13 protein-coding genes are annotated in these 22,994 nt (G+C 44.4%); 6 read left to right on the top strand and 7 right to left on the bottom strand.

What is annotated here, in order from left to right; genetic code table 11:
- The first annotated feature begins 11 nt into the window (after positions 1-11).
- Positions 12-533 carry a GNAT family N-acetyltransferase gene (locus tag QUA70_RS01420; protein WP_333344807.1) on the top strand — a complete coding sequence of 174 codons (522 nt, stop codon included), beginning with the start codon at positions 12-14 and terminating at the stop codon, positions 531-533.
- Positions 534-541: 8 nt separating this feature from the next.
- Here QUA70_RS01420 and QUA70_RS01425 read toward each other — a convergent pair whose 3' ends face one another.
- Complete coding sequence (locus QUA70_RS01425; protein ID WP_333344809.1) at positions 542-904, bottom strand: hypothetical protein; 363 nt, start codon at positions 902-904, stop codon at positions 542-544.
- A 172-nt stretch (positions 905-1,076) separates the two neighbouring features.
- Between QUA70_RS01425 and QUA70_RS01430 the strand changes: the two genes are divergently transcribed.
- The gene (locus QUA70_RS01430; RefSeq protein WP_333344810.1) at positions 1,077-1,226 is read left to right on the top strand and encodes a hypothetical protein; all 150 of its coding nucleotides are present in this window, start codon (positions 1,077-1,079) and stop codon (positions 1,224-1,226) included.
- A gap of 40 nt (positions 1,227-1,266) precedes the next feature.
- Here the strand turns inward: QUA70_RS01430 and QUA70_RS01435 are convergent, their stop codons facing one another.
- Positions 1,267-1,629: a hypothetical protein gene (locus tag QUA70_RS01435; protein WP_333344812.1), complete on the bottom strand. Its 363-nt coding sequence runs from the start codon at positions 1,627-1,629 to the stop codon at positions 1,267-1,269.
- A 120-nt stretch (positions 1,630-1,749) separates the two neighbouring features.
- Here QUA70_RS01435 and QUA70_RS01440 point away from each other — a divergent pair, with 120 nt between their 5' ends.
- On the top strand, positions 1,750-2,547 hold the full coding sequence (locus QUA70_RS01440) for a cobalamin biosynthesis protein (RefSeq protein WP_333344814.1): 798 nt from the start codon (positions 1,750-1,752) through the stop codon (positions 2,545-2,547).
- Between the two features lie 4 nt (positions 2,548-2,551).
- On the opposite strand, the gene QUA70_RS01445 is transcribed toward QUA70_RS01440, so the two are convergent.
- On the bottom strand, positions 2,552-2,920 hold the full coding sequence (locus QUA70_RS01445; RefSeq protein WP_333327087.1) for a phage holin family protein: 369 nt from the start codon (positions 2,918-2,920) through the stop codon (positions 2,552-2,554).
- Positions 2,921-3,029: 109 nt separating this feature from the next.
- Between QUA70_RS01445 and QUA70_RS01450 the strand changes: the two genes are divergently transcribed.
- Positions 3,030-3,527, top strand: a complete 498-nt coding sequence (locus QUA70_RS01450) for a pentapeptide repeat-containing protein (RefSeq protein WP_333344816.1) — start codon at positions 3,030-3,032, stop codon at positions 3,525-3,527.
- Between the two features lie 228 nt (positions 3,528-3,755).
- Here the strand turns inward: QUA70_RS01450 and QUA70_RS01455 are convergent, their stop codons facing one another.
- Positions 3,756-5,957, bottom strand: coding sequence for a transglycosylase SLT domain-containing protein (locus tag QUA70_RS01455; protein ID WP_333344817.1), 2,202 nt, complete (start codon positions 5,955-5,957; stop codon positions 3,756-3,758).
- 339 nt (positions 5,958-6,296) lie between these two features.
- On the opposite strand from QUA70_RS01455, the gene QUA70_RS01460 reads away from it, so the two are divergent.
- Positions 6,297-7,775, top strand: coding sequence for a leucyl aminopeptidase (locus tag QUA70_RS01460; RefSeq protein WP_333344819.1), 1,479 nt, complete (start codon positions 6,297-6,299; stop codon positions 7,773-7,775).
- Between the two features lie 421 nt (positions 7,776-8,196).
- Positions 8,197-10,419, top strand: coding sequence for a PAS domain S-box protein (locus QUA70_RS01465; RefSeq protein WP_333344820.1), 2,223 nt, complete (start codon positions 8,197-8,199; stop codon positions 10,417-10,419).
- Between the two features lie 129 nt (positions 10,420-10,548).
- Here the strand turns inward: QUA70_RS01465 and QUA70_RS01470 are convergent, their stop codons facing one another.
- The 3 genes from QUA70_RS01470 to cydB all read right to left on the bottom strand — a co-directional run bounded on the left by QUA70_RS01470 (position 10,549) and on the right by cydB (position 22,993).
- The gene (locus QUA70_RS01470) at positions 10,549-15,918 is read right to left on the bottom strand and encodes an AAA family ATPase (protein WP_333344822.1); all 5,370 of its coding nucleotides are present in this window, start codon (positions 15,916-15,918) and stop codon (positions 10,549-10,551) included.
- A gap of 174 nt (positions 15,919-16,092) precedes the next feature.
- Positions 16,093-21,471 (bottom strand): AAA family ATPase, encoded by a 5,379-nt coding sequence (locus tag QUA70_RS01475; protein WP_333327075.1) that lies wholly within the window; start codon positions 21,469-21,471, stop codon positions 16,093-16,095.
- Between the two features lie 508 nt (positions 21,472-21,979).
- Positions 21,980-22,993 carry a cytochrome d ubiquinol oxidase subunit II gene (gene cydB / locus QUA70_RS01480; RefSeq protein WP_333344824.1) on the bottom strand — a complete coding sequence of 338 codons (1,014 nt, stop codon included), beginning with the start codon at positions 22,991-22,993 and terminating at the stop codon, positions 21,980-21,982.
- Position 22,994 lies beyond the last annotated feature (1 nt).

A 22,994-nucleotide genomic window follows, 5' to 3' on the forward strand; every position in this document is an offset into this window, starting at 1 on the left:
GAAAAGTTGTTATGGGCAGAATTTTGCACTATTCTATTCGGCCGCTAACGCAGGAAGACGAGCCTTTTCTCTGGCAAATGCTGTATGAAGCGGCGCACGTGGCAGAAGAAGGTGAATCAACGGTGCAAGCTGTTGTGAATCATCCTTTAATTGCGAAATATGTCAAGAATTGGGGACGTGCAAACGATCTGGGCTTCGCAGCGATCGAATTGAACGGCAGCCAGCCAGTAGGAGCCGCGTGGCTGCGTTTGTTTGCGGGGGATGACAAGGGATTTGGCTGGATTGACGATACTATCCCGGAATTGGCGATCGCGGTTCTTCCAGAATATACAAATCAGGGTGTAGGAACGCAGTTGCTGGCTCGTTTATTGTCCGAAGCGAAAGCATCTTATCGATCGCTATCCCTGAGTGTCAGAAGCTCAAATCGGGCCCTGAATTTGTACGAGCGATCGGGCTTTAAAGTCATTGAGGGAAGCGAGACAATCAACCGCACAGGAGGGACATCATTCACCATGAAAGTTGATTTTGATTAAGTGAATTATTACTCTATAAATTCGTACATTTGCTGTACCCAATTCTCTCGATTTTCCGACCATTCATCCGTCATTACTTCCCAAGTTGTATTGCTTTCAAGTTCCAGCAATAGACTTGATACTTCTTCAAGCGTCGATGCTATATGACCTTCTTCTACCCAACTTTCACGGATCATTTTCCAGAGACTTTGTACCGCTTCTCGCTGAAAATTTGATTCTAATTCAACTAGCAATTTGGCTAGGTGTTTTTCGTCCATTGTGGCTGACACCTCGCTCATCCAACAGTTGCGACGTTCTTTCCATTCTTCCGTCACTGCATCCCCGTTTAGGTGGGCTTGAAACTCTAACAGTAATTTGTTTAGTTCTACCATATTAAATTTTCTCTTGTTTGCAGTTTGTGCTATGATTGTACAAATTTTATTGATTTAGACTGTTGGTTTTTTATAATGAGCTATATGGCTGAGGCTTTATTTGGAAACGGCGATGAAAAAACAAGTTTATTCAAAGATGAATCCGAAGATTGTCGCTTAGGTATTTGTGGGAATGTTTGCCGTCGCGGGTCTCAGTCAAAATACGATTATGCAGCCGAAGGCTTCTCGGCAGCAAATGCAGGAAATGGCTGAAGGAATCGCTGATATTTTTCTGAATGGGGTTTTGCAGAAAGATGAATCATTAGTCATTAGGAAATTTTAGAGCCTGAAAACGCATATTTACAGGCTCTTACTCGTCGAAACTACTCCTTAAACTTGTGCATTTCCTGTACCCATTTCTCGCGATTCTGCTGCCATTCATCGGTCACCGATTTCCAATTGGTATTGGTTTCAAGTTCCAACAATAAACTTGATACTTCTTGAACAATCGATGCTCCCATACATTCTTCTACCCAACGGTCCCGACGCTCTTGCCACTGAATATCTACCGATTCCCACTGCAAGTTAGATTCCAATTCAACTAGCAATTTTGCTAGATATGTCATGTTAACTGATGCTGCTACATCGCTCACCCAACTTTCCCGGCGCTCTATCCATTCTTTTGTCACTCCTTCCCATTTGAGGTTGCTTTCAAACTCTAACAGTAACTGATTTAGTTCTACCATCTTAAATGTTGGATTTGTTGTAGTTTGCGCTACAATTATACCAAAATTTTCAGTCAACAGAGTGTTAAGTTTTTTTTAAGATTGCGGTCGCAGTGAAACTACAGAATAGATAACTGAATAATGAGCGATAAATTTACTTTAGATATGCTAGACATTCCCAGCGGTTGGAGGCGGGGCGAAGGTGACTGGACAGGAGTGGCGGCGGCTATGGCTAGAGGGGAAACTGTAGAAGTAATTCAAGAAGTGGGTTCTACTTTGTGGCAAAACAGTCTGCCAGAAAAACATTCTTTGTATTGGGAGGGGGAAATTTTATCAACTATCAAAGCCAGAATTTGGATTAGTTTCACCCAGAGAAGATTTTCGCCGGAATCTGCTTTGCCAAAGGTTCAGTGGCATCCGAGAGTGTTGTGGGTAGGGATAGGTTGCAAACGCGGAACAGGGCGAGAATTAATCGAAACTGCGATTAAACAAGTATGCCGTGCTTATCATTTAGCCGAAAGCGCGATCGCAGGTATTGCTACAATAGACACTAAAGCAGGTGAAGTCGGCTTGTTAGAACTTTGTCAAGAGCGAAATTGGCCGTTAAAAACTTTTGCGGCTGACATTTTAAGTTCCGTAGAAGTCCCCAATCCTTCAAATATTGTAGTCAAACAAGTCGGGACGCCTAGTGTAGCAGAAGCTGCGGCACTTTGTGCGATCGAACTGATATCTTGTACCATTCTTAAGAACAGGCAAGATGCCTGTTCCACAAAGAGTGAATCTGGTTGTGGGGTGGGCATCTTGCCCGCCCAGAAAAGGCTTTTAGTCCCTAAACAAATATTTCGTACCAAAAATCCCCCCCTTTCACAAGGAGGGGTTAGGGTAGGTTCTGCCGTAACAGTAGCGGTTGCAGTTTCCCCGATCGAGTATCTGGGATAATGTATTACTGAGACAAAGTATTGGCATTCACAAATCGACCAATCAACCCAGAAACAAATGACAACACAATGGAGCCCACCAAAGCCGGCCAAAAACCGCCAACCACAAAGCCGATATTGAACGCACCCGCCAACCACGAAGCCAGCGAAAGCGAAATTGCATTCACAACGAATAAAAACAAACCTAAAGTAATAACGGTCAAAGGCAGCGTCAGCAATGTAAGAATCGGTCTGACAACCGCGTTCACCAATCCAATAACAACAGCAGCAAGCATCGCCGCCGGAAAGCTCACCACCGCAATACCTGGTACAATGTTAGCGGTAATGATCAGCGAAACCGCTGCTACTATCCAAGTTAAGAAAAAACTTACCATATCTTTTTTTCCATCTCCATCACTATTAATTAAGATTGTACCTGTTTAGTCGATCGACCAAAGTTCGGGATACACTACGAAATACCCACCTTGCGAGAATATCAGACTTATGAAACTCCGGCAACTAGCAGCATTCCTTTTGGCGCTAACTATCTTCATCCTGCCGCAGCCAGCCCAGGCTCAATCTAAATATTACGCTCCGCCGTTGTCCTTTAGCAACGCCGAACTGACAAGACGTGATTTTTCTGGTCAAATGCTGCGCGCGGCTGAGTTTTCTAACGCTAATATGGACTTGACTAATTTTTCTAATGCCGATTTGCGGGGAGCAATTATGAGCGCTTCGGTGATGACTCAGGCAAATTTGCACGGCGCCAATTTAACTAATGCAATGATAGATCAAGTTAAATTTACTAATGCCGATTTAAGTGATGCAATTTTAGCCGAAACAATTTTGCTGCGTTCTACTTTTGACGGAGTTGATATCACGGGCGCTGACTTTACTGACGCAATTATGGACGGAGCACAAGTTAAAGAATTGTGTACAAAGGCAACCGGGATTAATTCTCAAACAGGGATTTCTACTCGTGATTCCTTGGGATGCCGCTGATTTATTTTACAATCCCATAATTTCAATTTGTGGAACGGGCCGGAGAGCCTTTTCCTGGCTAGAAGCTCACCCCACAATCAATAAATACAACAAATAAATTTGTTTTTGGAACGGCCCGGAGAGCCTGTTCCGGGCTAGAAGCCCACCCCACAATCAATCAATACAACAAATAAATTTGTTGGTGGAACGGGTTCTCTGACCCGTTCCTGACAGCCTAAACCAAATTTACTAAGGCTTTGCTTTTTTCTGAGCAGCTGCATAATGCTCACTCATTAACTGATTAACTTCTGGATTGTAAATCCGCAGATAATTCCAGTAATTCTCAAACACCGATTTTACGTATCCTTTCGTTTCAGGAAACGGAATCTTTTCCGCAAAAGCATCCGGGTCACTAAAACTAAACCTCTTCAACCAATCTGCTACGGCATTCGGCCCGGCATTGTAACTCGCCACAGCTAACATCGAGTTATTCTTGTACTCGTCGTGAGTGTGATCCAAATACCACGTACCGAGTTTAACGTTGTCGTCCACATTCTCCAATGAATACTTTTTGAGGCTGATTTGAGCAGCAACCCAAGCTGCTGTTTCCGGCATTACTTGCATTAAGCCGGTAGCGCCAACTGATGATTTGATTGCGGGCATAAACCGTGATTCTTGCCGGATTAATGCTGTTACTAATACGGGATTTATTTTGCGTTCTTGCGACCATTTAACAATGGTTTCTAAGTAAGGAAAAGGATAAAGTGCTTGCCAATAAATCGGTTGCTGTCTGAGTTCGAGGTATTGGGTTCTATCATCTGGTTTATCGCGCTGCCGCAAACTACCAACCATCCACAAACCGTCTAAATTGTCTCCGACTGCAACTCGCATTAAACCGTCTGTAAACTGTTCGGCAATACTTGGTTCTACGCGGTCGATAAATTCTATTTGCCACAGCGTCCAGGCATCTCTATCTTGACCTAATTGATAGAGTTCTTTTAACGCAGGAGAACCAGCCGTTGGTTCGGGGCGCTGAGGCGGCCGCACTACATTGGGAGACAAATCTCGGACTGTGGTAAAGTCGCCGACGGGCCAGCCAAGAAGTACAGCCGATCGCCACGCAAAATAGGATTCTGGATAGCGTAAGATCGTGTAGTCAAATGCAGTCTTAGCGTCTTGTTCCCGGCCGAGTTGCTGTGCCCATTTCCCGACCCAAAATGCTGCTTCTGGAGCTTGTTCGCTATCGGGATTGTGGGTGGTTAATTCTCTCGCCCACTGCCAAGCTGATTTTAAATCTCCGCCTTTGGCAAACTGCTGGGCGATCGTCCACCGCAATTCGCCTGCTTTATCAGAATTATTGTATTTTGTCAAGAGCAACTTCCGGGTATCTGAGGCGGATTGACCGCTGCGTGCTTTGTCGAGAAGTTGGGATTTATCTAACAAAGCTTCGGGGGCATAATTGGGGAATTTGCTAATAACTCGATCGAGCAAAACGATCGCTTCTTTCGGTTCGCTCAGCCGCGATAGCCGAATTAAACCCAAACCAGTATCTTCGGCATCGGGAAACTCGCGCACTAATTCTTGATAGGCAATTCTCGATTCCGGGATTTTTCCGTCGAGCCATAAACCACGAGCTTTGCGGTAAAGATTTTTGGCGTTGCGGGGAGCTTTCCCGTAAGCAAGAGCTCCTTTGCCGTAATTTTGTTTTTCCCAATAGCCAAAGGCAATTTCTTCCCAATCTTCCTGTTTCAAACCGGTGCTGTTTCGCTGCACCAGTTGTTCCAAAATTGTCCCGTAATCTTTGACATAATGGCCGTGTTTTGCTACGAGCAGCATCAACTGCGGCTGATTGGGATTTTCTTTTAACTTGCGGAGGGCTATTTCTACGCTGCGAGGATGACCAGGAAATTCAGTAATTGCCTGTTGCCAATATTCCGGTTTTGACTTGCCTAAAACATATAAAGCTTCCGCTGCTACGGGGTCGCTCGGATAGTTTTTGAGCAGTTCCTGCCAAGCTTTTTGGGCTTTGCCTTTGTCGCCGCTTAATTGGTAGGCTTCCGCTCTTTTTAGGGCAATGTGAGCAGCTAAAAGCGGATATTCTTGCTCTAATTTGTCCAATAAGTTTAATGCTTTGGCGGCATTTCCTTGCTGGATTAAATCGCTGGCAAGCAGGTAGCGAGCGCGGCTTTGAGGGGAGATTTGCTGCTGCGGGTTCGTACTTGCAGACTGAGTAGCTGCGAGTTCAACTAATTTTGCCGATCGCTCGCTCGGTGACAGCGACACCAACATCTTGACTTGCGATTCGGAATTCGCTGCCTCCAGGGGCTGCTCGGCCTTCTGGAATGAGCCCAAACCCATCCATTTCATCGCAGCAACCAAAGAGCCGATCGCAATAACGCAAACTGAAACGCTGATTAAAACAGAAAATCGGGCCCGGCGTCGTTTTAGCATGGGAAAATTTAAGAGAATAAGATATAGAGAACCGATCGTTTGTCAAGAGCCATCACACGCAGGATGGGTGTTCCATGCCATCAGAGGCAGGATGCCTGTTCAACGAGAAATAAATGTTAAGAGTGGGGCAAAAAGGGACAGCCGACCCCCAAACAGATGATTGAGATTGGTGTAAGATCCGATCGCAGGCGGACTTGGCTGATATAGTAGCAGAATTTATTTCGATGTGGAGCGAAGAATTTGTGCGATCAATCTATTTCCCCGCACCTGCAAAAAAAGCCCAAACCACCCACTACAAAGTACAATCAAAAATCTAAAATCTAAAGTGTAAATCAAAACATGGAATTTCTAGTCACCGATACGCCCCGCTCTGTTTGGACGGGAGACGCCCTGGCAATTGGTCTATTTGAGGGCGCCCTGGAACTCACCGGCGAGCTGGCACAATTAGATGAAAAGCTTGCAGGCACTTTGAAAGAGCTGCTACTGGAAGTAGATTTTAAGGGCAAAGCGGGCACGAGCGCCATCACCCGCGTCGGCGGCAATAATCCGATTCGCAAAATTGCGATCGTCGGTTTGGGCAAAACAGAGGATTTAAAATTAGACACCGTGCGGCAAGCTGCGGGTGTTTGCGCCAAGTTAGCCAAAAAAGAGAAATGCAAAACCCTCGGAATTAGCTTTCCTGTATGGAAAAACGCGCCGGATGTTACAGCCAGTGCGATCGCCGAAGGTGTAGAACTTTCCTTGCATCAAGACAACCGTTTCAAATCGGAACAGGAAGACAAAAGCCCGCAAATCGAACAAATTCAGTTGCTCGGTTTTGCCGGTACCGAAAGTGCGATCGCCCGCGCCCGCCAAATCACTGCCGGAGTCATTTTAGCACGGGAATTAGTCGCAGCGCCGGCAAATTTTGTCACCCCGATTACCATGGCCGAAACCGCTCAAAGTCTGGCTGCAGAATGCGGTTTAGAATTAGAAATACTGGAGCGGGAAGACTGCGAAAAACTAGGCATGGGAGCCTTTCTCGGCGTAGCCCTAGCATCTGATTTACCACCAAAATTCATCCACTTAACTTACAAACCAGAAGGCACACCGCGCCGCAAAATAGCAATTGTGGGCAAAGGATTGACCTTTGATTCTGGGGGTTTGAACATCAAAGGTGCGGGCAGCGGCATTGAAATGATGAAAGTAGATATGGGCGGCGCTGCCGCTACTTTGGGAGCAGCAAAGGCGATCGGTCACATCAAACCCGATGTGGAAGTTCACTTTATCAGCGCCGTCACTGAAAATATGATCAGCGGCCGCGCCATGCGCCCTGGAGACATCCTTACAGCTTCCAACGGCAAAACAATTGAAGTCAACAATACCGACGCAGAAGGCCGTTTAACCCTGGCTGATGCTTTGGTATTTGCTGATAAATTAGGAGTTGACGCAATTGTCGATTTAGCAACTCTAACCGGGGCCTGCGTAATTGCTTTAGGCGACGATATCGCGGGTTTGTGGAGTCCTCAAGATAGCGTCGCCGCCGAAATTGTCGCAGCCTCAGAATTAGCCGGCGAAAAATTTTGGCGGATGCCGATGGAAGAGAAGTATTTTGAGGGCTTGAAAGCATTGCACGCCGACATGAAAAATACTGGCCCACGTCCCGGCGGTTCGATTACGGCGGCGCTATTTTTGAAGCAGTTTGTAAAGGATACTGCATGGGCGCATTTAGATATTGCCGGCACGGTTTGGACTGACAAAGAAAATGGCTACAATGGCCCTGGGGCTACCGGTTTTGGAGTTCGGACTTTGGTGCAGTGGGCGCTCGGCGGCGCTTAATTGTGGATTCCCAGCGCAAAAATTGAGATTTTCTCTGCCTTAAAAGTCTGCTAGTCCATCTGTGAGCCAGAGGTTAAAAACCCCTGGCTCACTGCTTAAGTAATCTAAAAGAAAATTTAATAGTGATCATTAACAATTTAAATGTTTCTGAAGCAATCAGTAGGCGAACCTATCTATTCCGTCACAGGGAGCAACGTAAGCGTTGTAAGCGTTGCGAGCCGTGACGCTCGGCATGGCTCATACTTCGGGAAACCTTCGCTCCCAAAGCCTAACCGAGATAGTTTTGACATTCCTTTACAAAATAGCTGTTTCATAAAAAATGAAAAAAGTATATAATTATGTAAATATTTCACTAGCCAAAATCAAATAATTAGATTTGATCGGATTTGCATTGGTACAGATAACTTTTTTCTTGAACTTCATGCAAGAACAATTAACAATTTTTTTTTCACCACTTGCTGTATCTTCCGCACTCGGCTGCAACGCGGTACCGGAGTTGCGACTGTACGCTGTTTTTGATTCGCTGACGGCACTGGCTTATTGCTCGATCGCCCTCTCTTTAGTTTATTTTTCCCGCCAAGGTTCTCACCGCAAGATTTTCCGGCTGTTTGCCGTTGTTTTTTTTGCCTGGGGCGCTGCTAAATTGACGGAAGTTTGGACGCTTTGGCATTCCATATATTGGCTGTCGGTAACTCTCCAAGCTGCAAGTGCTTTGATTTCTTTGCTTTTAGCCGCAGTCGCTCTGGCCCTCATGCCGAAAGCACTTGCAGATTCGGGTTTAAATCACAAAGAAAATCTTCAACAACTGCCGTTAAAAGAGGTAGAAAAAAACCATCACCAGCATGATATCCACAAAGGAGAATTGGCAAAACCATCACTCAAATTTTCCCCTTCCGATACTATTGTCGATCGCGCTTTAGATATCAATTCGCTTAATGAACAGTTAGAAAAAGAAATTGCTGATCGCCACCGAGTTGAGGAAAAGTTGCAACTGACTCAATTTGCGATCGACCGATCGGCAGATGCGATATTCTGGATCGGGCCCGACGGTAAATTTTTGTACGTCAACGACGCTGCTTGCTCTTCATTGGGATATTCTACCGCTGAATTGCTCTCGATGACCGTGCACGACATCAATCCCGATTTTCCCCAAACTGCTTGGAGTTTGCACTGGAAAGTCTTAAAACGCTGCGGTTCGGTTAATATTGAAGTTCACCACCTCACTAAGTACGGTCGCATTTTTCCGGTAGAAATTACGATCGACCATTTGGAATTTAACGGCAAAGAATATCAGTGCGCGTTTGCTCGCGACATTAGCGAACGCAAGCGGATTGAGGCAGCTTTGCGAGAAAGGGAAGAAGAATTTAGGTCATTAGTTTCTAGCATTCCCGGTGCGGTTTACAGGTGCAGTGCTGCTGGGCGATCGAGCTTAACTTTTATCAGCAGTGGCATAGAAGCTATTTCCGGCTATCCCGCAGCTAACTTTATGCAAAAACCGGTGCAGGCTTTTCCGAGTATAGTTTATCCCCAGGACGCGGAATATATCGATAAAATTATCGCTCAGGCTATTAAGACAAAACAACCTTACACGCTCGAATATCGCCTGATTCACTGCGACGGAAATGTGCGGTGGGTTGCAGAGAAAGGTCAAGCCATTTTCAACGCAGCAGGTCACGTTTTATCCCTCAACGGTGCGATTTTTGATATGACAGAGCGCAAAGCAGCGGAGGATGCTTTGCGGCTCTCCGAGGCGATCGCCAACAACAGAGCCCAGCAGCTAGAAATCGCTCTCAAAGAACTCCGAGAAACTCAAGCTCACCTAATTCATACCGAAAAAATGTCAAGTCTCGGTCAAATGGTAGCTGGAGTAGCTCACGAAATTAATAACCCTGTCAGTTTTATCTACGGCAATATTTCCTATGCCAGCCAATATATCAGAGACTTGTTGCAGCTTGTGGAACTTTACCAAAAACACTATCCTCAGCCCGTGGTAGAAGTTCAAGAATGTATTAACAATATCGATTTAGAATTTCTGAGAGAAGATTTACTAAAAATATTATCTTCGATGAAAATGGGAGCCGATCGCATTCGCGAAATAGTTCTGAGCTTGCGAAACTTCTCGCGTTTAGACGACTCGGTAAAAAAACCTATTAACCTTCACGAAGGCATAGATAATACCCTCTTAATATTGCACAACAAACTTCGAGCCAGAGGCGACTATCCAGAAATAACAGTAATCAAAGATTACGGTCAACTCCCTTTAATAGAATGTTACCCAGGTCAGCTCAATCAGGTATTTATGAATCTGCTTAGCAACAGTATTGACGCCTTGGAAGATGCTTGCAACCAAAAAAGGCGAGCGGCAGTCGGCGGCGACGATTGGAAACCAACTATCAGCATTCGCACAGAAGCCCTGAACGAAAATAGTATTTGCATCCGCATTGCGGATAATGCGATCGGCATGACAGAAGACGTGCGTAGCCGATTATTTGACCCATTTTTCACGACTAAACCGATGGGAAAAGGCACTGGTTTAGGGTTAGCCATCAGTTACCGAATTGTCGCTGAAAAACACGCCGGAGCCTTGAGCTGCCGTTCCACCGTAGGAGAAGGTACGGAATTTGCGATCGAGATTCCTTTATGAATTAGTGCGACGGAAGTATCCAGACTGTGGCAGAAGTTATCGATCACTATAAAATGTCAAGTGGGCTGTAAAAAAAATTTAATTTTCAAGAAAAATCCAAAAATTGGCTATAAATTACCAAGGTAATAATCAACATGGGAGTGAAATCGTAAATTCTGTACCTCGACCTAAAGTTGAGTAGACTTCTAGTATACCAGAGTGTTTCTCAACTACAATCTGCCGTGCGATCGCCAAACCCAATCCCGTGCCTTTACCCACGCCTTTAGTTGTAAATAAGTGATCAAAAATATTAGCTTTTATCTCATCTGCTATCCCTGGCCCGTTGTCAGAAATGCGAATCAACACCCACTCCTTAGACTGTCTTTCCGTGCGAATCGTGATGCAATAGGCTGGGGCTTTAATCTTCTCTAAACTCGGTTCCCGATTAGATTCTTCCAGTGCATCAATCGCATTCGCCAATATATTCATAAACACCTGATTTAATTGTCCGGGGAAGCAATCAACTGATGGCAAGTTCCCGTACTCTTTCACAACTTCAATCGCTGGACGCTGTTCGTTCGCTTTCAATCTGTGTTTGAGAATCAAAATCGTACTGTTAATTCCGTCATGAATATTGAAAGGAACTTTGTAATCTTTGTCGGATCGGGAGAAGGTACGAAGACTGGTGCTGATACCTTGAATGCGATCGCACCCGACTTGCATCGAATTCAACATTTTGGGTAAATCTTCTACGAGATATTCAATGTCAAGTTCTTCTGCTATTTGCTCGATGTCATCTCCAGGATGGGGAAATTTTTCTTGGTAAAGTTGCAGGTATTTGGTCAGATCTTTGACGGCGGCGATCGCTTCATGAATATTGCCAGAAATAAAACCGACTGGATTATTAATTTCATGGGCAACCCCGGCCACTAAGTTCCCCAACGCCGACATTTTTTCGCTTTGCACTAATTGCAGTTGAGATTGTTCCACCTGGTGAGCGTAGTCCTGGGCTTGCTGATACAATCGCGCATTTTCTAGGGAAATGGCAGCCTGAGTGCAGAGGAAGTTGAGGACGAGCAGACGATCGCGAGTAAACACTCCTTTCGTCGAGCTATGTTCGAGATAAAGTATCGCAACTAAGTTCCCGCGATCGAGAATCGGAGTACATAACATACTCTGAGAGTGATACTGGAGCGTACAGTCATTCATTAAACCCGGAATATCGGTCTTGCCACCTTCAATAACCACAGTTTCCCGAGTATGTTTGACATAATAAATTAGCTTGAGCGGAATCACCGCCGAGCCATCTATAGGTTGGGTTTGCAGCAGGGTGGTGGGTGTCTGGTTATCTGGATTGAGGTGAGTTATTGCTCGGATTTGCCATTCATCCTGATGGGGGAGTAGCAAAGCACAAGTTTCTGCCCCTGAAGTTTTCAAAATAATTTGATTGAGGGTGCCGAGCAATTCATCAATCTGAATTTTACTGGATAAAGCTTGAGCAGCTTGCACAATAGAGGCAAAATCAAGGGCATGGGAAATACTCGTGCTATTGCTGGAAGTGTACGAAGAGTGGTTAATCGTTCCCAGCGTCTCTAGGGGATTAAAGCTAAGTGTGGGCTGATTCAGGATAGGTTGAAGTAATTGGGGATAGCGTTGTTCTAGGTCTTCTATTTTGGCTTTAGCTCCCCAACGGGCATAACAGTAATACGCTTCCTGCATATAGCTGGCGGCCACTTTTTCTTTGCCCCAGTCAAGGTAGAACTTGGCAGCTAGTTCGTTGGCAAGTGCTTCTTCTTGGAGGAATTGATTTTCTTTAGCTAGTTGGATGGCGCGATCGTACAAATCTATTGCTTCTGCTTTATTGCCCAAAACCCGATGTTTTTCGGCCTCAACTAAATACCATTTATGCAAATGATTCATGGGAGCATTTTGCGCCCACTGTTGCAGAGGAGTTTGATGGGTTTGTACCCGATCGAGAATTTCAGCTCGATCGGTTTCTAGCTGTGTGGGGAAAAGTGCTAGGTGTGTCAGAGCAGCATAGAAATGGAAAATGGGAACATAAACCAATCCCGATAATGCCATCAAATACAGCTTGACTTGGCAAATGTAGTTTAAGGCAGCCGGATAATTGCCATAAGAGTAGGCAAGCAGCAGTTTGTAAATATAAACAAGAGCGAGCCCAGTAAGATCGTTGTCCCGATGATGCTTAGGAATCATCACCGTTTCATCGTAGGCATCACCAATTAAGCAATCCGACAGAATACGAGTTTCCCTCAAGTTCTGCACTGCCTGCTGCGTTATATCCAAATAAGTCTGGGCAGAATATTGTTTAGTCTGCACTAAGACAGCCCTGTAACCTGCTATTTCTGGCTCCCAAGTTTCCAGTTCTACCCCACCAAAAAGGTTAGCACTGAAGTAAGTGATCAAGCAGTAGCCAGCGTTGAGAAAATCACCAGTTTCCATACCAGCCGCATAGCCATCTTTAACTGTCAGCATCATTGCCCTCAGAGATTCCTGACGATGCTGAATAAAGCCGCCAAAAAGAAGTAGAACTGTACACTTGAATTCCCGCACATTAAATCCGTCAAGCAAGTTCAGTGACAATCGCCCAAAGCTATAGCCCGTTTCCACTTCTTCTAAAAAGGCACAGAGTACCATAGCGTGAATCGCATACCCTACCGTTGATGCGGGTGTATTCCCAAAGGAGAGCGATAAACTCACCATCGTCGCGCTCAGTATAGGCATTAATCCGGGCATTCCCTGGAAGACAGGTGCAAATAACATTCCTAACAGCTCCATGGCTGCCTGAGTTTGGCGATCGCTCATTACAGGTAGATCGATTAGTTCCTCAATCCTTCTGCCGCTTTGTTGGCCCGCTAGAGTCTGTAGCGCTTTACTAATTTTGGCTTCGTCAGGTGCAGTGGGGAGTTCAACCCCTAATTGCAAGAGTGCATCTCTTGCCACTGCGATCGCTTCTAACAACTTGCTCTGGGCTGTCTGTGCGACGATTTGAATTTTGTAAATTTTGATTTTGTCTAAAATCGTCTGAGCTTCTTGTAACACCAGTGCTGCCATCTGTTCCATGCAGTCAAGATCGGCATTCAAATAGGCGGCTTCGGCAGCAGCAACATAAAGATTTATGGTCAATTCATATTGAGCTTGCCAGCAGTTGACTGTCAGTAGCTCAATTCCCGTTTGTAGATAGATATTTGCCGCACTATAGGCTGTAGAATTTCTAGCTTTCTGTCCGGCTTTTAAGTTAAGTTGAGCTAAAGTTTCCCGTTCACTTTGTTGAGTAAATAACTGTTCTCCTTGGTTCAAATGCCTGACAATATCAAATAGTTTTTCCTCTTGCTGTATTTCAGAGGAATTTTGTAGAAGCAATTGTCCAATTTTGAGATGGGTTGCTTTTTTCTCTGAATCTGGAATGAGTGAATATGCCGCTTGTTGGACGCGATCGTGCAGGAATTTATAATTTGCATTAGCCGCAGCTTGGTTAACCGTGGCGATCGCGTCACTTTGGGTGAAGAATTTATAGATTTCGGTGGTGGGGACGAGCAAGCCTTCTTGCAGGGCTTTCCACAAATCTGCCGCCGTTTCTTCAAATAATTTTTCTGAAGCGATCGCCAAAGTAGCTATATCAAACTGCGCTCCAATACAAGCTGCCAACTTTAACCCAGACTGAGTTGCGATCGGCAATTTTTGCAATTGCAGTGCCATAAACTCCACCACATCATCGGTGAGCGCTAAAGCTCGGACTTGAGCAATATCGCACTGCCAATACCGTATATTCCAATCAAAGGTAATCAGTTCATCGTCATGTAATGCCTTAAGGAACTGCGTAGCAAAGAAAGGATTACCCTTAGTTTTTTGATACACCAAGTGTGTTAATGGTTGAGCTAAGGCGCGATCGCAATTCAGCGTATTTGCTACCAACTGATTCATATCCGCTAAACTCAACGGTTGCAGCGTAATCGTATTCACCGTCGCCCCTGCTTTAACAATCTCATCCACCGTCAAGATAAACGGATGAACCGGGGACACTTCATTATCCCGATAAGCACCCAATACCAAGAGATGCCCCGTATCTTGGATCAACAGTTGTAATAACTTTAGGGATGCTGAATCTGCCCACTGCAAATCGTCCAAAAATATCACTAACGGATGTTCTTTTGTGGTAAACACTTGCACAAATTTTTGCATCAGCAGATTGAAGCGATTCTGTGCTGCGCTTCCCGATAGTTCTGGGGCAGGGGGTTGAGTACCAATGATGCGTTCTAATTCAGGAATTACCTCGATCAAGACTTGCCCATTGTCTCCAACTGCTGACAGAATCCTGGTTTTCCAGCTTTGTAACTGAGCGTCCGATTCTGATAGCAATTGTCCCATCAAATCCCGGAAGGCTTGCACAAAAGCCGAAAAGGGAATATTCCGCTGAAATTGGTCGTATTTGCCTTTAATAAAATAACCGCGCTGACGAACAATTGGCTTATGAACTTCATTCACTACTGCGGTTTTGCCAATCCCAGAAAATCCTGCCACTAGCATCATTTCTGTACAGCCAGCGCTGACTCTTTCAAATGCCGCTAATAGATTATCAACTTCAGTTTCTCTACCGTATAATTTTTCGGGCATTAGGAAACGGTCTGTAATATCCCGCGTTCCCAATCCAAACGTCTCCATGTTACCTGTTTTTTGTAATTGAGCCAGACCAATCTCTAAATCGTGCTTCAATCCCAAGGCACTTTGATAGCGTTTTTCGGCATTTTTTGCCATCAGCTTCATCACAATATCCGAAACCACCTGCGGGATTTCTTGGCTGTTTATTGCAGGAGGTTGTTTGGCAATATGGCAGTGAACCAACTCCATCGGGTCGTCACATTCAAATGGCACTTTTCCGGTCAGTAGTTCGTAAAAAGTGACGCCCAGAGAATAAAAGTCGGTGCGGTAGTCTATGCCTCGGTTCATTCGTCCAGTTTGTTCGGGAGAAATATAGGCGAGGGTTCCTTCTAAAACGTTGGGATTTTGAATTTCTTGAGTTTCTCTTGGCAGTAGGGAGGCGATGCTAAAGTCAATCAGTTTGACTTGTTTAGTTTCGGGATGTATTAGAACGTTAGCTGGCTTAATATCTTTGTGGATGACTCTGTTTCGGTACAGTCCGTCAAGAATGTCAGTTATTTGAATGGCTATTTCCAAGATTTCTACTAGAGTCAGCGATCGTTCTTGGGCGTAGTCTCGCAGAGAAATACCGCCACAATCCTCCATTACTAGGGCATAGCTGTGGCGATAGGATTCCAAATTGTAGGGTTCAACGACTCCAAGTAGACGTAGATTTTTGGCGATAGTATACTGGTTGCGGAATTGCAGCAGTTCGCTGAAGCTGGGATAGTCTCGATTTAATAGTTTGATGACAACCGGAAACTGGTCTGTTTCTCGGATGGCTCGATAAACTAGGGTTCTCGAACCACAGTATAATTGCTCAACCAGATTATATCCAGAAATTCGGTTTGTCAAATCCACTGCGGTACTCCTCTGGATTACTCCATCTCAGACATTGACTCTTGTAAGTAAGTATACACTTTTATTTGTCGAGTCTAACGATGATTTAACAGCGACGAACTCCAGCAGACAGACTCTACCGCTTCTACTCTTTCTAACTTTTGAACATAAAGATTGCCATCTATCAAGATAATATTATCCTTTGAGAGGCAATAAAATTGTAAACTCCGTCCCTACTCTTAATACAGAATTTACCTCGATCGCCCCTCCATGTTTCTCAACCACAATTTGACGAGCGATCGCCAATCCCAACCCCGTCCCTTTCCCTACCCCCTTGGTAGTAAATAATTCATCAAAAATCTTCTCTCGCACTACTTCACTCATGCCCACACCGTTATCTTTGATGCAAATTATTGCTTGTTTTTTATCCCGAAACCAGTCGGTTTTAATGGTAATTTGATTGGTCATTTCTGCATAAACTCGTCCTTGATTGGATTCATCCAAAGCATCTATTGCATTACCTAACAAATTCATAAATACTTGATTCAACTGTCCGGCATAACACTCCACTTGTGGCAAATTGCCGTATTCCTTAATCACTTTGATTTCCGGACGAGTTTCGTTAGCCTTGAGCCGATGTTTCAGGATCATAATGGTGCTATCGATGCCATCGTGGATATTACAAGCTACGGGATAGTTAGTATCAGCACGGGAGAATGTCCGTAGACTGGTACTAATATCCCGAATCCGCTTCACGCCTTCCCGCATCGAACCTACTAATTTCGGTAAATCTTCACGGATGTAGTCAAGATCGATGTTCTCGATTTCGTCTTGAATCTCTGGATCAAGTTGGGGATATTTTTCTTGATACAAATCGAGCAATCCAAACAAATCTTTGATCTGATCTAAGGCTGGTTGAATATTACCAACCAGAAAACCAACCGGATTATTAATTTCGTGAGCAACCCCAGCCACTAAGTTTCCCAACGCTGACATTTTTTCGCTTTGAACTATTTTTATTTGTGCTTGTTTGAGATCGGTTAATGCTTGTTGAGATTCTTGATACAAACGGGCATTTTCTAAGGAAATAGCAGCTTGAGAAGCCAGCAGATTTAGCACTTCAACCCGATCGCTCGTAAACGCCCCTACCGTCAGGTTATTTTCTAGATATAAAACTCCTATCAACTGCCCCTGATTAAGAATTGGAATACAAAGAACACTTGTCGGCTGATTTTTTTGAATGTAAATATCGCCCGCAACCTGGGAACTTACCCTAGCATCGACTATTACCAAAGGTTTCAAACTACGCTTGACAGTGTTAACAAAACTAATCGCTACATTCTGACTTGATTCTAGCGGTATTGATGGTAATAGCTCAGGTTCATCTCCCTCTTCTAAAAGAGCCACTACCTGTAAATACTGTTTTTGTTTGAGCAATAAGACACACTTAGTTGCCCCAGCATTCGCGATCGCTATTTTTAAAAGAGTAGTCAGGAGTTTATCTAGTTCAATCTCCCCAGAAATGGCTTGAGAGGCTTGGATCAGAGTAGGCAAATCGAGAAATTCAGAGTTGCTGCTAGAAGAGTGAGTAGAAGTAATCGTTCCCCGGGCGATGGTTTCCTTAAAGGAACTAAAGGATTGAGGTTGCTGAAGGATAATACTGAGTAGGCGAGGATAACGTTTTTCCAAATCGTCAATTTTGGCTTTAGCTCCCCATCGGGCATAACAATAATAGGCTTCAATCATGTAGGCTTGAGCAACTTTTTCTTTGCCCCATTCCAAGTAGAACTTGGCAGCTAATTCGTTGGCGAGGGCTTCTTCGTTGATGAATTTATGATCTTGAGCGAGTCGGATGGCGCGATCGTACATTTCAAGTGCATCTGCTTTATTGCCCAAAACCCCCTGCCGTTCTGCTTCAACCAAATACCATTTATGCAGATGATTCATGGGAGCATTTTGCGCCCACTGGTACAGAGTCGTTTGATGGATTTCCACAGAGGCAAGAATGGAAGCTTGCTCGGTTTCTGGCTGTGTGCGGAAAAGTGCCAGGTGTGTCAAGGCTGCATAAAAATGGAAAATGGGAACAAGAATTAATCCCGATACTGCCATCACGCACTCTTTGGCTGAGTTAATGTAGTTTAGAGCAGCCGGATAATTACCAAAGGAATAGGCAAGCAGTAGTTTGTAGACGTAGACAAGAGCGATCGCACTGAATTCACGATCCTGATAGTGCTTAGGAATCATTACCGTTTCATCATAGGCTTCGCCGATTAAGCAATCCGACAGAGTACAAACTTCCCTCAAGTTCTGCAACATCTGCCGCTCCATATGCAAATAAGTCCGAGCCGAATATTGCTTCACCTGAGCCAAGGTAGCACTGTAGACTGCAAGTTCCGCTTCCCAAGTATCCAGTTCTACCCCACCGAAAAAGTTGATGTAGCTGTAAGTAGCTATGTTGTAGCCAGCGTTCAGAAAATCGCCAGTTTCCATGCCAGCTATAAAGCCCTCTTTCAGCGTTGGTATCCCTGCCCTCATAGCATTTTGATGATGCTGAATAAATGCCCCAAACATATTATGAGTAATGCACTTAAATTCTCGTGCATTGACCCGATCGAGCAATGAGAGGGCCAATTTACCAAAGCTATAGCCCGTTTTTGCCTCTCCCAAAAAGGCACTTAATACAAGTCCATGAATCGCATAGCCCACTGTTGATGCGGGTGCATTCCCAAAGGAGAGCGATAAACTTACCATCGTGGAGCTCAGTAGGGGCACTAAGCCTGGAATTCCTTGGAGAATGGGTGCAAATAACATTGCCAATATGGGCATAGCTGCCTGAGTCTGAGGATCTCTCATCACAGGCAGATCGATTAGTTCCTCAATTTTTCTGCCGCTGAGTTGGCCCGCCAGGCTCTGTAGCGCTTTACCAATCAAGGCTTCGTCAGCTTCGGTGGGGAGTTCAACCCCCAATTGCCAGAGTGCATCTCTTGCTACTGCAATCGCTTCTAACGTCTTGCTTTGTGCTGTCTGTGCGACGATTTGAATTTCGTAAATTTTGATTTTGTCTAAGATTGTCTGTGCATTCTCTAACACTTGTGCTGCCATCTTTTCCATGCCATCAAAGTCAGCATTCAAATACGCGACTTCAGCAGCAGCAACATAGAGTTTTAGGGTCAATTCATACTGACTCTGCCAGCAGTTGGCTGTCAGTAGCTCAACCCCCACTTGTAGATAAACTCTGGCTGCCGTGTAGGCAGTAGAATTTCTGGCTTTACAACCGGCTGCCAAGTTTAGTTTAGCTAAGGCTTCTCGTTCGCTAGGTTGGGTGATTAACTCAATTCCTAGATTCAAATGTCCGACAATATCAAACAGTTTTTCTTCTTGCTCTATTTCGGCACAATTTTGCTGGAGTAACTGTCCTATTTTGAGATGAGTGGATTTTTTCTGTGAATCGGGAATTAACGAATATGCGGCTTGCTGGACGCGATCGTGTAAAAATCGATAAGTGGGATTAGCTGAAGCCTTGAAAACTTCATCACTATCCGATTCCGTAAAGAACTTATAGATTTTGGTCGTGGGAATCACCAAACCTTCCTGTAATGCTTTCCATAAAGCCGTAGCCATCATTCCAGCAGATTTCTCACTGACAATTACTAACGTATTCAAATCAAACTGTGATCCTATACAAGCAGCTAAGGTGAGAACATACTGAGTTCCTTTGGGCAGCTTCTGCAATTGCAACGCCATGAATTCAACGACATCATCAGTGATAGCTAAGGCTTTCACTTGGGCAATATCACACTGCCAATGCCGAATCTCCCAGTTAAAGCTAATTAGCTGCTCGTCATGTAATGTCTTGAGAAACTGAGTTGCAAAGAAAGGATTACCCTGAGTTTTTTGATAGACTAATCTTGTCAAAGGTTGGGCAAGTGATGATTCGCAATTCAGCGTATCCGCCACCAACAAATTCATATCTAGTTCGCTTAACGGTTCCAAAGTAATTGTATTCACTGTTGCCCCCGTTTTAACTATCTGATTCACTCTTAAGATAAATGGATGCACTGGCCAAACTTCATTATCTCGATAGGCCCCCAATACTAATAAATATCCTGTATCGAGCATCAATAATTGTAGCAAATTCAGGGAGGCTGAATCCGCCCATTGCAAGTCATCCAAAAACATCACTAAAGGATGTTCTTTGCTGGTGAAAAGTTGCACAAATTTCTGCATGAGCAGATTAAATCGATTTTGGGCGGCACTTCCTGACAATTCTGTTGCAGGAAGTTGATCGCCAATTATGCGTTCTAACTCAGGAATCACGTCAATCAAGACTTGTCCGTTGTCTCCTACTACTTCTAAAATCTTGGTTTTCCATGTTTGCAGTTCGGTATCCGATTCTGATAGTAATTGACCCATTAAGTCGCGGAAGGCTTGCACAAACGCACTGAAGGGAATGTTGCGTTGAAATTGATCGTATTTGCCTTTGATAAAATAACCGCGCTGACGGACAATGGGTTTATGAACTTCATTGACAACGGCGGTTTTCCCAATTCCTGAAAAACCTGCTACTAGCATCATTTCTGTTGACCCCAAGCTGACTCGCTCAAAGGCAGCTAATAGTTGATCAACTTCTTTTTCTCTACCGTAGAGCTTTTCGGGGATAGTAAAGCGATCGCAAATATCTCGCTTTCCGAGTTCAAAAGATTCTATCTGGGCTGTTTTTTGTAATTGAACTAAACACATCTCTAAATCGTGCTTGAGTCCTAATGCACTTTGATAGCGTTTTTCGGCATTTTTTGCCATCAGCTTACTGACAAGTTGCGATAAAATTAAGGGAATTTCAGGATTAATTTGATGGATCGGTATCGAGTGTTTAGCGAGGTGACAATGCACCAATTTCATCGGGTCATCAGAGATAAATGGCAAATTTCCTGTCAACAATTCATAAAAAGTCACACCCAGGGAATAAAAGTCGCTACGATAGTCAATGCCTCGATTCATCCGTCCTGTTTGTTCTGGGGAGAGATAGGCTAATGTTCCTTCTAAGATATTGGGATTCTGTATTTCTTGGGTTTCTCGTGGTAGGAGGGATGCAATACTAAAGTCAATTAGTTGAATTTGTTTTGTGTCTGGATTAATGAGAATATTAGCGGGTTTAATATCTTTGTGAATGACTCGGTTTTGGTAGAGATAGTGGATAATGTCTGTTAGTTGTATGGCGAGTTGGAGAAATTCTGCTAAAGGTAAAGCTTGAGATGATTGGGTTTGATTTGTTGCTGTTTTGAGATAAGTAGGTAGGGAGACTCCGCCAAAGTCCTCCATTACTAGGGCATAGCTATTCTGGTATACTTCGAGCGTCAGCGGTTTGACGATGTGAGGGAAATCTAGATTTTTGGCAATGGTATATTGGTTGCGAAACTGGACGAGATCGTTGAAGGGGGGGTATTCGTTTCGCAGCAGTTTGAGGACGACTGGGTATTGGTCACGGGTACGGATGCCTCGATAGACTAGGGTGCGTGTACCTACATAAAGTTGCTCTGTAATCTGATAACCTGACAAATTGGCGCTCGCATCCATAGCTCGTTGCTTCTCTGTTATACAAGAGTTAAATTAAAACCTTCCATTCCATTGTATTTTATTATTTGACAAAGATACCGATCGCAAACTCTGCACCTTCGCTAGGGACAGAATTAACTGTAATTTTTTCCCAATGTTTATCAACTATTATTTGACCAAAAGCAAGTTAGTCACAAGCATCCGGATTCATCTATTTACCTTTGACAAAAGCTGCCCATCCTGAGCGCAACCCCCTGGACTCATTCCTTTGTAGGCTCAGGAGGGGACCAATCTCAAATCTCAAATCTCAACTTTCAAATCGCATGACGTGCGAGCGCTAATCCTAAACGAGTTTCTTTCCCTACTCCGCACTATTGGGGCTATGTTATGTATAGTATGGTTGCGTAAGTTGTGATGTATCAACAAACCATAATTTGTAATTTTTAACCGCAAATATACGCAGATAAACCAGGATATAGAGTTGAGCTTATCTGCGTATATTGACTTAAATCTGCGGTTTTATTATTCTTTATTCCCCGTAGTGGCCCCCGACCACCTTACCCCGAAACACAACATAATTGTAAATGTTGTAAAAAATCATAATCGGGAGCAGAACGCCCATGAACACAATCATAAATACCAGGGCGCTGGGCGAAGCTGCGGCTTGGTAAATCGTGATTTGCGAGGGAATAATATAGGGAAAAACAATCAACCCCAAGCCGATAAAACTGAGCAAAAAAATCAGAATTGTCCAGACAAATGGCGTGCGTTCTTCTTTGTTTGCGAGACTTTTCAGCAGCAGTCCCACCAACAGCACCCCCAGCAAAGGAATCGCGGCAAAGACATAAACTAGCGGTTTCTCAAACAACCTGGATCTAGCACTTTCGTAAAAAATCGGAGTGGCGAGCGTAATTAAAACCGCTCCGATTAAAGTCGTTACTGCCGCAATTTTAGCCGTGCGATAGTGATTTGTTTGCAGTTCGCCCTCCGTTTTCATAATTAGATAGGTTGAACCAATCAAAACATACCCTTGAATCAGCGTCAAAGCAACCAAGATCGATCGCCAATCCAGCCAATCCCAAGTAGTACCCACAAAGTGACCAGCTTCATCAACCGCAATGCCTTCGAGCACCGCACCGAGGGCAAATCCTTGAGCTAAAGCTGCTAAAAAACTGCCAGCACCAAAAGCATAATTCCAGAATAATTTGCGATTAGAATGCTCGCGGAACTCAAAGGCGACAGCCCGAAATATCAAACCAAAAAGCATCAGGCAAATCGGTATGTACAATGCCGTTAAAATCGTGCCGTAAGCGAGGGGAAATGCGCCAAACAGAGCGCCTCCCATCAACACCAGCCAAGTTTCGTTAGCGTCCCAAACGTTGCCCAAACTCGTCATTAAAATGCCCCGGCGTTCCTCGTCGGAAGCAGTCAGAGACAGGATGCCTACTCCTAAGTCAAAACCGTCTAGCATGACATATAGCAGGAGAAACAAAGCCAAAACTACAAACCAAACTTGTGGGAGAAAATGCTCCAAAGCTTGCATA

The sequence above is a fragment of the Microcoleus sp. LAD1_D5 genome, from assembly GCF_036702115.1.
In the GTDB taxonomy this organism is placed as follows: domain Bacteria; phylum Cyanobacteriota; class Cyanobacteriia; order Cyanobacteriales; family Microcoleaceae; genus Microcoleus.